Source organism: Orrella sp. JC864, from assembly GCF_037026685.1.
Classification (GTDB): Bacteria; Pseudomonadota; Gammaproteobacteria; order Burkholderiales; family Burkholderiaceae_B; genus Orrella.
This window is the reverse complement of sequence record NZ_JBANET010000012.1, coordinates 62908-74510: the sequence shown is the minus strand read 5'-3', so window position 1 is coordinate 74510 and position 11603 is coordinate 62908. Positions and strand designations below refer to the sequence as shown.

The window sequence follows — 11603 nt, the reverse complement described above, 5'->3', positions numbered from 1 at the left end:
CCCTGCCGGCAGCCTGGACGGGATTGGCTGCCACGCAGAGGACGTCAGACGTTGAACAGAAAATTCAACACGTCCCCGTCCTGCACCACGTACTCCTTGCCTTCGGCTCGCATCTTGCCCGCTTCCTTGGCCCCCTGCTCGCCCTTGCAAGCAATGAAATCATCGAAGGAAATCGTCTGGGCGCGAATAAAGCCCCGCTCAAAGTCGGTATGGATCACGCCGGCCGCCTGCGGCGCGGTCGCGCCGATGGGCACCGTCCAGGCCCGCACTTCCTTCACCCCCGCGGTGAAATAAGTCTGCAGGCCCAGCAGGCGGTAGCCGGCGCGGATCAGGCGGTCCAGGCCCGGTTCTTCCATGCCCAGGTCGGCCAGGAAGACCGCACGGTCCTCGTCGCCCAGCTCGGCGATCTCGGCCTCGATGGCCGCGCAGATGGCCACCACCGGGGCGCCCTGCTTCTGCGCGTATTCGGTCAGCCGGTCCAGCAGCGGGTTGTCGGTGAAGCCGTCGTCGCTGACGTTGGCCACGAACATGGCCGGCTTGGCGGTGATGAAGCCGAAGGACTTAAGCGCGAACAGCTCTTCCTTGTCCAGGCCCAGCGAGCGGATGGGCGCGCCGCCGTCCAGGTGCTTCTGGCAGCGTTCGAGCAGCGCCACCAGCTTGGCGGCATCCTTGTCGCCCGAGCGCGCGGTCTTGCTGTGGCGGTGGATGGCCTTCTCGATGGTCTGCAGGTCGGCCAGCGCCAGCTCGGTGGCGATGACCTCGATGTCGGCGATGGGATCGACCCGGCCGGCCACGTGCACGACGTTGGGGTCCTCGAAGCAGCGCACCACGTTGACGATGGCATCGGTCTCGCGGATGTGCGAGAGGAACTGGTTGCCCAGGCCTTCGCCCTGGCTGGCGCCGGCCACCAGGCCGGCGATGTCCACGAACTCGACCACGGCCGGCACGATGCGCTCGGGCTTGACGATCTGGGCCAGCTGCTGCAGGCGCGGGTCGGGCACCTCGACCACGCCCACGTTGGGTTCGATGGTGCAGAAGGGGTAGTTTTCGGCAGCGATGCCGGCGCGGGTCAGCGCATTAAAAAGGGTCGATTTGCCCACGTTGGGCAGGCCGACGATGCCGCATTGCAAAGCCATGGATTTGAGCCTGTTCTGTCCAAGAAACCTGGCAGATTGTAGCCCTGCCGTCTGGCCCTATCCAAAGCCGGCGCGGGCGGCCATGCCGTCGGCCCTGCCTTACGCCGGCTTGCGCACCACCCGCAGCCTGCCGCTGCCGCCCCCGCCGCAGTAGAAGCGGTCGCGCCCGTCGCCCTCCAGGCCCGAGACACCCATGCCTTCCGGCATTTCCAGCCGCTGCAGGACCTTGCCGGTTTGCGGATCGATCTGCCGCAAATCGCTCTGGCCGTCTTCCCAGGTGCCGTGCCAGAGCTCGGCGCCGAACCAGCTCACGCCGGTGACGAACCGCTCGCAGGCCAGGGTGCGCAGCACCTGCCCTGTTTCCGGATCCACCTGGTAGATATTGCGGCCCTTGTAGCCGCCGACCCACAGCGCGCCCTCGCCCCAGGCCAGCCCCGAGCAATCCGCGCAGGGGGCGGGGATGGCGGCCAGCACGCGGCCGCTTTGCGGATCGATCTTGTGGATGCGGTCGTCGGCGATCTGGAAAAGATGCGCGCCATCGCAGGCGGTGCCGGCATTGGCGGTAAGCGGCAGCGAGCGCTGCACCGTGGCGCTGGCCGGGTCCAGCGCGCACAGCTTGTCGCCCGTGGCGAACCATACCTGGCGACCGTCGTAGGTCACGCCATGCACGGCGTCCACGCCCGGGAACGGGCCGTATTCCTGGATGATCTGGGCGGGCGAGGATTTCATGCGGCTGCTCCTGAAGTCATGGGTAGATGACGTCATCCTAGCCATCGGCAAACGGCTGCGGAAGTAACAAGGTTGTCGCGAATCCCGGCACGGGTGCAAGCACCCAGCGGCGCGCGCGGCCTTGCCCGCAGGCTTGCACCTTGCCGGCCGCGGCCAGCGACTCGAGCGCGCGCTGCACCGCGCGCTGGCTGGTCCCCAGGCCCAGCGCCAGGGCCGAGCTCGACCAGGCGGCGCCATCGGCCAGCAGGGCCAGCACCGCGCCGTGCCGGCCCGCGGCCGGCTGGGCAAGCACCACCACCTCGCGGGCCGGCACGGGAACCAGCGCAAAACCCTGCCCGGTGGCGCGGACCTCGGCCAGCGGCCGCAACAGCTTGCGCAAGCGCCCGATCTCCACGCGCAGCCGCACGCGATGGGATTCGTCGGCCTGCCGGGTGCGAAAAACCCCCGCGACGAGCTGGTCCCGGGGCACTTCCCCGGGCCAGGCCTCGCCCAGCAGGCGCGCCAGCCCGAACAGCACCGGCCTGCTGGCCAGCGCGATCGCCGTGCCGCCCTGGCGCACCGCATGGCGGCACTCGTCCACCACCAGCGCATCCGAGGCCAGCAGGGCCTGCACTTGCGGCAGCCGCAGCGGCTGCGCCTGGCCGTGCCGGATGCGGCGCGCCATCGGCGCGCGCAGAACCTGGCTTGCGCTGCGCACCTCGGCCGCCAAGGCCGGGATGCCGGCCTGGCGGGCGGCGGCCTGCGCCCGGGCAAGCGCCTGACGCGCCGGTGCCGCTTGCAAGCGGCGCAGGGCGATGCCGGCGCGCACCAGCTCATGGACGGCCAGCAATGCGGGGGACAGGGAGCGCGGATCCATGCCCGCCAGGACACGCTCGGCCCCATCCAGCTGGCCGAGCAACAGCAGGCGCCGCGCCTGGACCTGGCCCGCGTGCGCGGCGTTCGGGTGGTCGCCGTGCGCCTGCAGCGTGGCCCGTGCCGCGGCCAGGGCCGGCTCGGGCCACGACAGCTCGCGCGCGGCCAGGGCGATCTCGGCCTGCGCCACGACGCAACGGGCGCGCGCCACGGCCTGCCTGGCGCCGAACGCCCGGGCGGCTTGGCGCAGCAGCGCCCGGGCGCGCGCCAGCTCGCCCAGCTGCGCCATGGCGATGCCGCGTAGCGCGAGCGCCGCGGCGTCGCCGCGCAAGGCGACGTGGTTCAGCGCGGCCAGCGGATCGCCGGCGGCCAGCGCCCGGGCCGCCGCGGCCAGCGGGGCATCCATCGAGGCCAGGCGGACGCGGCCTTACGGCGCGTCGGGAATCTCGGGTTCGACCAGCGCCGCCAGCTGCGCCAGGGATTGCTGCCAGCCCAGGTAGCAGGATTCGGCCGGGATGACGTCCGGGACGCCTTCCTGGGTAATGTGCAATTCGGTGCCGCAGGCGACTTGCCGCAGGGCGACGGTGGTGCGCATTTCCCCCGGCAGGTTCGGATCGTCGAATACGTCGGTATAGCGGATGCGCTCGGCCGGCTGCAATTCGAGATACTCGCCGCCGAAGGCATGGCTTTTGCCCGTGCCGAAGTTGGTGAACGACATCTTGTAGGCGCCGCCGACACGGGCATCCAGGTGGTGCACCTTGCACGTGAAGCCCTGCGGAGGCAGCCACTTGGCCATGGCGTCGGGGTCGAGGAAGGCGCGGTAGACGCGCTCGGGCGGCGCGCTCAGGACGCGGTGAAGACGGATGGTGCTGGGCATGACTGGCTCCTTGGGGTGGCGGCTCCCGCGCGGGCGCGGGCGTGGGCGCCCTACAGATTAGCCATATCTGGCGCCAGCGTAACGATCAAAAATACCAGCAGCAAGGGACCGGCGTTAAAAATACCGTGCAGCAGCATGGCGTCCAGGATGCCCGTGCGCACGCGCAGCCAGCCCAGCACCAGGCCGGTCAGCCATTGCGGCAGCACCAGCAGCGGCATCAGCCAGAACGGCATGGCGTTCAGCGAGAAATTGGCCAGGTGCAGGCCGGCGAAGGCCAGCGTGGCCAGGTGAAAGACATAGGGAAAGGCGCGCACGTAGCGGCGCAGGGCCGGCCGCCAGCAGCGCAGCGGCGCGGGACGGCGGCCCGCCTGCCACAGCGCCAGGGCGATGGCCAGCGCCACCAGCGCGCCGGTCCACAGCGCCGGGCCGTAGAACAGCGCCACGCCCACCAGCGGCACTGTCCAGAGCATCTGCACCGGTCTGCGCAGGCCATGCCGAAACAGCATTTCTTCGACCACCGGCGCCCACAGCAGCGCGGCCAGCCAGGGAATGTTGTCGATGTCCATGCGGTGCGAGGCCCCGCCCGAACCGGCGGCGGCCACGGCCAGCGGACCGAGGGCGAACATGTTGACCAGCCACAGGAAGCCGGCCCAGGCCAGCAGGCGCGTGAACGGCACCTGGCGCTGCCAGTCGGCAGCCAGGCCCGAGCCCTGTCGGCTGCGGCCCTGGCGCGGCGACAGGCGCGGCCGGCGCACGTCGCGCAGGAAGGCCAGCAGCTCGTGGCGAAAGCGGATTTGCCGGCGGGTGGGCCGGTCAGGCGGGATTGTCTGCATGCAGCTGGGCGACGGCGCGGTTGAAATGGCCCTCCAGCAGCAAGGGCATGACGGCGCGGCAGCGGTCGATGGCCGCATCCAGCGCGTCCTGCTCTTGGCGGCGCGGCGGGTGCAGCACGAAGTCGGCCACCTGCTGGGCCAGTCCCAGCGTGCGCGGGTGGCCGATGCCCAGGCGCAGCCGCCAGAACGCGGGGCTGCCCAGCACGGCCTGGATATCCCGCAGGCCGTTGTGCCCGGCATGGCCGCCGCCCTGCTTGAGCTTGACCTGGCCGGGCAGCAGGTCCAGCTCGTCATGCAGCACCAGCAGCGCCTCGGGCGCGAGCTTGTAGAAGCGCGCCAGCGCCCCCACGCTTTGCCCGGAGCGGTTCATGTAGGTCATGGGCTTGGCGATGATCAGGGTCTCGCCGCCCACGCGCGCCTTGGCCACGTGGCCGAAGAAGGCTTTTTCCAGCGAAAAGCCGGCCCGCAGGTCCTCGGCGAGGCGGTCGGCCAGCCAGAAGCCGGCATTGTGGCGGGTGCGTTCGTATTCGGAACCGGGATTGCCCAGCCCCACGACCAGGCGGATGGGAACAGCCATGAGATGTCGATCAAAAAAGCCAGGCCACACTATAAGCCAAGGCGCGCGCGGCGCGGCCGGGCGCAGTCGGCCCGTGCCGGGCCGGCCGCGGGTCGGGCGGCAAAAAAAATGGCTCCCAGGCGGGAGCCATTTCGCGCCGCGGCCGGCCCGCTCGGGACGGCGCCGCGGCCCATGCCTTGCAGCGGTCAGGCAGCGGGCTTGTCGCCGCCTTGCTCGCCTTCGGCGCTTTCGTCGCTGACCGCCGACGCGGGCAGCACGGCGGTGGCGACCACCGGGTTGGCGTCGCCGCCATGCACCACGTAGGTCACGCCCTGGGGCAGCTTCAGGTCGGCCACGTGCACCGACTGGCCGGTTTCGATGGCGGACAGGTCAACCTCGATGAACTGGGGCAGGTCGGCCGGCAGGCAGCTGACTTCCAGTTCGGTCATGACGTGGTTGATCATGGCGTGGCCCAGCTTGACGGCGGGCGAGACGTCTTCGTTGATGAAGTGCAGCGGCACCTTGGTGTGCAGCGCCTGGCGGGCGTCCACGCGCTGGAAGTCGATGTGCAGCACCTGCTTCTTGTAGGGGTGCCACTGCACGTCGCGCAGCAGCACGTCCTGCGTGCCGGATTCGCCTTCGAGCTGCATCTTCAGCACGGAAGAGTGGAACTCTTCCTTGCGCAGCGCGTGATAGATGTCGTTGTGGTCGACGTCGATGGCCAGGGGCTCGGCGCCGGCGCCATAGACGATGGCGGGCACGCGGCCAGCGCGGCGCAGGCGGCGGCTCGCACTCGATCCCTGCTCGCTACGCTTGGTTGCGGTGAAGTTCATGTAAAGCTCCGTAAGCAATGAAGGGAGGCTTGCGCCCCCCGGACTGTCCTGGCGCGCGACATTGCGCGCCGGGGTTTGCCGGCCGCCGCGACCAGCGGCCGGCATGAAAAACGGGAACAGCAAAAGGCAGGACTGGCTGGCCGGCCAGCGACCGCCCTTATTCGACGAACAGCGAGCTGACCGACTCGGCGTTCGAGATGCGCATGATGGTCTCGCCCAGCAGCGCGGCGCACGAAAGCTGGCGGATCTTGGCGCAATTGCGGCCTTCCTCGGACAGCGGGATGCTGTCGGTAACGACCAGCTCGTCCAGGTCGGACGCGGCGATGCGCTCGACCGCGCCGCCCGAGAGCACCGGATGGGTGCAATAGGCGTACACGGCGCCGGCCCCGCGTTCCTTCAGGGCGGCAGCGGCCTTGCACAGCGTGCCGGCGGTGTCGACCATGTCGTCCATGATGATGCAGGTGCGGCCATCGACGTCGCCGATGATGTTCATGACTTCGGAGACGTTGGCGCGCGGGCGGCGCTTGTCGATGATGGCCAGGTCGGCCTCCAGCGGCTTGGCCAGCGCGCGGGCGCGCACCACGCCGCCGATGTCCGGCGAGACCACGACGAGATCCTTGAGGTTCTTGCGCCAGATGTCGCCCAGCAGGATGGGGCCGGCGTAGATGTTGTCCACCGGGATGTCGAAGAAGCCCTGGATCTGGTCGGCGTGCAGGTCCATGGTGAGCACGCGGTCCACGCCCACCACCTGCAGCATGTTGGCCACGACCTTGGCCGAGATCGACACGCGCGCCGAACGCGGGCGGCGGTCCTGGCGGGCGTAGCCGAAATACGGGATGGCGGCGGTGATGCGGCCGGCCGAGGCGCGGCGCAGCGCATCGACCATCACCATGACTTCCATCAGGTTGTCGTTGGTGGGCGCACAGGTGGGCTGCAAGACAAAAACGTCCTTGCCCCGGACGTTCTCGTTGATCTCGACCATCACCTCGCCATCGGAGAAGCGGCCGACGGTCATCTTCCCAAGCGACATGTCCAGATGATTGACGACGTCCACAGCCAGACGCGTGTTGGCTGTGCCCGTAAATATCATGAAGCTATCGTTGGTCATGATGATGCGGTGAAACTCCGGCGACCCAAATGGAAAAAGCTGTTGAACCGGTGCCACTCGTAACCAGGCAAGGTCAACAGCTTTTATTTATTGTGCCCATATTGGCGGTTGGCTGGGGAGGAAGGATTCGAACCTTCGCATGCCGGAATCAAAATCCGGTGCCTTAACCAGCTTGGCGACTCCCCAACTGCACGACTACTTGTCAATCCAGTGCCGCAACGGGTGTTCGTCCAGTCCGTCACAGGCAAACACCTGCGCGATCGGACAACTGCCTTGCGTTTGCGACTTGGATTGCGCGAGTCGCATTTTAGCGGCGATTTCCGATTGTGCAAAAAGCGCTTCTGGCAGGCCCGCAAACTCGCCGAACAGGCAGGCTCCCGAACCGGACATCCGCACCGCCACGCCCTGGTCCGCCAGCCACCGGGCCGCCTGCCGCACTGGCGGATAGCGCCCGAATACCACCGGTTCCAGATCGTTGCGCCCGAAAAAAGCCGGCAAGGTCCCGGCAGGACCGGCGCACCCATCCCCTGGCGCGCCCGGCTTGCGGGCCTTATCGACCGCTTTCGTTTCAAGCAGATCGGAAAAGTCCGCTATTTTGACAAGCTTTGTATCGCGTGTCAACTCAGGTGCGGCAAAAACACCTGCCGTGGGCACCGCGGCCTGCGGCTGCACGATCAGGTAGGCGCGCGGGCGCAGCGCCACCGCGGCCAGCTGCTCGCCCACGCCTTGTGCAAAAGCGGACTGCCCGAAAACGAATACCGGCACGTCGGCGCCCAGCGGCAGGGCCAGCCGCATGAGCGCCTGGCGCGTCAGGCCGGTTTTCCAGAGCCGGTTCAGCGCGATGAGCGTGCTGGCCGCATCGCTGGAGCCCCCGCCCAGCCCGCCGCCGGCGGGGATGCGCTTGTCGACGGCGATCTGCGCGCCCAGCGCGGTGCCGGTGGCCGCCTGCAAGGCACGCGCCGCACGCACCACCAGGTCCTGATCGGGCGGCACGCCGGGCAGTTCGGTGCTGCGCGCGATGCGTCCGTCGGCGCGGGTCTCGATGTGCAGCGTATCGCGCAGGTCCACGAACCGGAACAGGGTCTGCAGCAGGTGATAGCCGTCGTCCCTGCGGCCGACCACGTGCAGGAAAAGATTGATCTTGGCCGGGGCCGGGATGTCGTACAGCGTCATGCGCGCAAGGGTTCAGGCGCCGTCGGCCACCAGGCGCACCACGATGCGCCGGCCGCCCTCGCTGCGTTCGAGCACCAGCATCTGCGGGCCCAGCGCGTCGTAGCGCGACAGGCGGGCATGCCAGCCGCCCTGGCGGAAGGCGACGGGCCGGCCGGCCTCGTCGCGCTGCAGCGCCTGCGCGGGCGGCTGTTCGGCCACCCGCCCGCGCAGCCAGTCGCGCAGGCCGGCCACGGGGATGTCGCTGCCCAGCACCTCGGCCACCAGCGCGTCCGGATCGGCGGCCTCGACCTGCTGGCCGTTGGCCCGCGTCAGCCGCGCGCCGCGCGCATCGGACTCGACGCGCGCCAGCGTCGAACCGAAGGGGTTGGCCAGGTCGAGCACCAGGCGGCGGCCCTCGTCGCGCCAGGCAAAGCCGCCCTGCACGGCCTCGGGCTGGGCGTTGGGGTCTTCGATGCGTACGGCAAAGCGCCCGGTGCGCGAGAAGGAGTATTCGTCCTGCTGGCCGTCCACCGGCCGCGGGCTGGCGCAGGCCGCCAGGACGCCGCAGGCCGCGCACAGCAAGGCCAGGCGCCAGTGCCCCCACCAACGGCGCAGCACCAGGCTCATGGCTTGGCGCCCAGCCGCTGCACCGTCTCGCGCAGCAACTCGTTGTCGGCGTCCATGCCGGCCGCCTCGCGGAACATCTCGGTGGCCTCGTCGCGCCGGCCCTGCACCCACAGCACTTCGCCCAGGTGGATGGCGATCTCGGCCTCGGGGCGCTGCGCGTAGGCGCGCCGCAGGTATTGCTCGGCCTCGTGCGGCTGGCCCAGGCGGAACTTGACCCAGCCCATGCTATCGAGAATGAAGGGATCGTCGGGCATCAGCTCGAGCGCGCGCTGGATCAGCGAAAGCGCCTCGGGCAGCCTTTCGTTGCGGTCGGCCAGCGTGTAGCCCAGCGCGTTGTACGAATGCGCGTGGTCCGGATCCAGCGCGATCACCTGGCGCAGCAGGCGCTCCATCTCGGCCACGTTGCCGGCGCGCTCCTGCAGCATGGCCAGCTCGTACTTGACCTCGGTGGTGTCGGGATAGTCCTGGTCGGCCTGCGTCATCAGGGCGATGGCCTGGTCGAGCCGGCGGCCGTCGCGCAGCACCTGGGCCCTGGCCAGCAGGCCCTGCAGCGATTCCTCGGGGTCTTGCGGCTGGGCCGACTCGATCAGGGCCAGGGCTTCGTCCGTGCGGCCCTGGCTGGCCCGCAGGGCCGCCTGGCGCAGGCGCGCCGAATAACGCACAGAGGGATCGTCGACGTGATCGAGCACCCGCACGGCCTCGTCGATGTCGCCCTGCTCCTGCGCGATGCGCGAGAGCAGCAGATAGGCGTCGGCCGAGGCCGAGACCGCGTCGGTCGAGCCGGGCGCGGTGCCCTGCTCGCGCTGGGACTGCACGTCGACGAACTGCTGCAGCGCCTGGCGGGCCTGGTCGAGCCGGCCGGCGCGATACAGCATCTGCGCGCGGATGAACATCAGGTCGAAGTCTTCGGGCGCGCGGCGCGCCATGGCGTCGATCTCGGCCAGCGCGGCCTGGTGCTCGCCCCGGTCCGACAGCTGGGTGGCCAGCAGCAGGCGCAGCCGTCGCGCGCCGGGATTGCGCTCGGCAAAGGCGCGGGCCTCGGCCAGGGCCCGCTCGGGGTCGTCCTGCAGGCCGTATTCGAGCATGCGCTGCGCGGCCTCTTCGGAGCGCGGCGCGGCGGCCAGGGCGGCGCGCGCCTCGGCGGCGGCACGCCGCGTATCGCCGGCGGCCTGCGCCATGTCGGCCAGCGCCATGCGCGCGGTGGGCAGCTTGCGCACCGGTTCGCTCAGCGCGTGGTCCAGCGTGGCCAGCGCCTGGCGGCGGTCGGCCATGCGGCCGAGCACGGCCATGGCCTGCGCGATGGCGGCAGGCTTGTCCTGGGCGGCATCGATGCGCTTGCGCAGCGCCTCGCCCAGGCCCTGCGTCTGCCCGGCCGCGGCGGCCAGCGCCAGTTCGGTCGAGCTGGCCTCCATGTCGTTGGGCGCCAGCCGCGCCCACTGGCGCGCGGCGTCCAGCGCGCCGGCCAGGTTGCCGCCGGCCAGCGAGAATTCGAGCGCGCGGCGCGCCAGGCGGGGATCGCCGGTATCGCGCGCCAGTTCGAGCATGGTGTTGGCCGCCGTGCCGTAGACCCCGCGCTGCGCGCCGATCTCGGAAGCCAGGATGCGATAGAGGATATCGGCCGAGAGCGTCACCTCGGGCAGCTGGCCCGGGCGCAGCCGGATGACCTCGGTCTCGGGCACGGGTTTTTTCTGCAGGATGCGCTGGGCGATCTGCGGGCCGGCCTGCACGGGCGCGGCCCAGGCGGGCTGTGCGGCCCAGGCTGCGGCCAGGCTGACAAGCAGGATGCGGAACAACGGGGTCGGCTTCACGCGGCAAGCCATGCTTAATGGCACAATCGAAATCCCATAGATCGACGCCTTCGATCTTAGCACCTGGGGTTGCCGCGCTTCATGCCCGAATTGCCAGAAGTTGAAACCACGCGCCGGGGCATCGCGCCGCTGGTGACAGGCCGCGCATTGACCCGCCTGGCCGTGCACGAGCCGCGCCTGCGCTGGCCGGTGCCCGCGGACATGGACAGGCTGCTGGCCGGACGCACCCTGCTGGCTTGCGAGCGGCGCGGCAAATACCTGCTGCTGCGCTTCGAGCACGGCGTGCAGCTGGTGCACCTGGGCATGTCGGGCTCGCTGCGGCGCGTGGCGCCGGGCGAATTCCTGCGCAAGCACGATCACGTCGAATGGGTCTTCGGCGAGGACGCGGTGCTGCGCCTGCACGACCCGCGCCGCTTCGGCGCGGTGCTGTGGCATCCGGCCGAGGCCGGGCCGGTCCAGGACCATCCGCTGCTCGCGCGGCTGGGCATAGAGCCCTTCGACCCGCGCTTTGGCGGCGCCTGGCTGCGCGCCTGGTTCAAGGGCCGCAGCCAGTCCGTCAAGCAAGCGCTGCTGGCCGGCGACGCGGTGGTGGGCGTGGGCAACATCTACGCATCCGAATCGCTGTTTCGCGCGCGCATCCATCCGGCAACGCCGGCCGGGCGCCTGTCGCCGGCACGCTGCGAGCGGCTGGCCCAGGCAGTGCAGGCCACGCTGCAGGACGCCTTGCACTCGGGCGGCAGCACGCTGCGCGACTACGTCAACAGCGACAGCGAGCCGGGCGCGTATTTCGATATCCACGCCGCCGTCTACGAACGCGCCGGCCTGCCCTGCAAGAGCTGCGCCACACCCATCCGCCGCATCGTGCAGGGCCAGCGCGCCACCTACTACTGCCCGCGCTGCCAGCGGGCCTGAACCGCCAGCCCGGTCCGGCCGGTTCCAACAGCGCCGTCACCTCCACCGTCCTGAGCCGCCCAGCCCGCCGGCCCCAGGCCGGGCCGGCCCGCGACTGCAATTCGTTCATAGCAAATGGATTGCACAAAACCGAATCCGGTTCTATAGTCGTCGAAAAACCATCCGGGAACGCAGGAGACA

12 protein-coding genes and 1 tRNA gene are annotated in these 11603 nt (G+C 70.0%); 1 reads left to right on the top strand and 12 read right to left on the bottom strand.

What is annotated here, in order from left to right; genetic code table 11:
• Positions 1-44: 44 nt before the first annotated feature.
• The 12 genes from ychF to V8Z80_RS12445 form a co-directional block, all read right to left on the bottom strand.
• Positions 45-1136, bottom strand: a complete 1092-nt coding sequence (gene ychF, locus V8Z80_RS12500; protein ID WP_155194498.1) for a redox-regulated ATPase YchF — start codon at positions 1134-1136, stop codon at positions 45-47.
• A 99-nt stretch (positions 1137-1235) separates the two neighbouring features.
• Positions 1236-1865, bottom strand: coding sequence for a Vgb family protein (locus V8Z80_RS12495; RefSeq protein ID WP_336062172.1), 630 nt, complete (start codon positions 1863-1865; stop codon positions 1236-1238).
• A gap of 37 nt (positions 1866-1902) precedes the next feature.
• Positions 1903-3123, bottom strand: coding sequence for a helix-turn-helix domain-containing protein (locus V8Z80_RS12490; RefSeq protein WP_336062171.1), 1221 nt, complete (start codon positions 3121-3123; stop codon positions 1903-1905).
• Positions 3124-3144: 21 nt separating this feature from the next.
• Positions 3145-3594: an SRPBCC family protein gene (locus V8Z80_RS12485; RefSeq protein ID WP_155194504.1), complete on the bottom strand. Its 450-nt coding sequence runs from the start codon at positions 3592-3594 to the stop codon at positions 3145-3147.
• A 50-nt stretch (positions 3595-3644) separates the two neighbouring features.
• Positions 3645-4427: a CPBP family intramembrane glutamic endopeptidase gene (locus V8Z80_RS12480; RefSeq protein ID WP_336062170.1), complete on the bottom strand. Its 783-nt coding sequence runs from the start codon at positions 4425-4427 to the stop codon at positions 3645-3647.
• A complete protein-coding gene (gene pth, locus V8Z80_RS12475) occupies positions 4408-5004 on the bottom strand; it encodes an aminoacyl-tRNA hydrolase (RefSeq protein ID WP_155194507.1) in 597 nt (198 codons plus the stop codon). The genes V8Z80_RS12480 and pth overlap by 20 nt, the downstream gene beginning before the upstream one ends.
• A gap of 185 nt (positions 5005-5189) precedes the next feature.
• Positions 5190-5816: a 50S ribosomal protein L25/general stress protein Ctc gene (locus V8Z80_RS12470; RefSeq protein ID WP_155194509.1), complete on the bottom strand. Its 627-nt coding sequence runs from the start codon at positions 5814-5816 to the stop codon at positions 5190-5192.
• A gap of 157 nt (positions 5817-5973) precedes the next feature.
• The gene (locus tag V8Z80_RS12465; RefSeq protein WP_336062169.1) at positions 5974-6924 is read right to left on the bottom strand and encodes a ribose-phosphate pyrophosphokinase; all 951 of its coding nucleotides are present in this window, start codon (positions 6922-6924) and stop codon (positions 5974-5976) included.
• Between the two features lie 109 nt (positions 6925-7033).
• Positions 7034-7110 (bottom strand) — tRNA-Gln (locus V8Z80_RS12460).
• A 9-nt stretch (positions 7111-7119) separates the two neighbouring features.
• Complete coding sequence (gene ispE, locus V8Z80_RS12455) at positions 7120-8097, bottom strand: 4-(cytidine 5'-diphospho)-2-C-methyl-D-erythritol kinase (protein ID WP_336062168.1); 978 nt, start codon at positions 8095-8097, stop codon at positions 7120-7122.
• Positions 8098-8109: 12 nt separating this feature from the next.
• On the bottom strand, positions 8110-8703 hold the full coding sequence (locus V8Z80_RS12450; RefSeq protein WP_336062167.1) for an outer membrane lipoprotein LolB: 594 nt from the start codon (positions 8701-8703) through the stop codon (positions 8110-8112).
• Complete coding sequence (locus V8Z80_RS12445; RefSeq protein WP_442951972.1) at positions 8700-10523, bottom strand: tetratricopeptide repeat protein; 1824 nt, start codon at positions 10521-10523, stop codon at positions 8700-8702. Before V8Z80_RS12445 ends, V8Z80_RS12450 begins: the two co-directional genes overlap by 4 nt.
• Positions 10524-10592: 69 nt before the next feature.
• On the opposite strand from V8Z80_RS12445, the gene mutM reads away from it, so the two are divergent.
• On the top strand, positions 10593-11423 hold the full coding sequence (gene mutM, locus V8Z80_RS12440; protein ID WP_155194517.1) for a bifunctional DNA-formamidopyrimidine glycosylase/DNA-(apurinic or apyrimidinic site) lyase: 831 nt from the start codon (positions 10593-10595) through the stop codon (positions 11421-11423).
• The last annotated feature ends 180 nt before the right edge of the window (positions 11424-11603 follow it).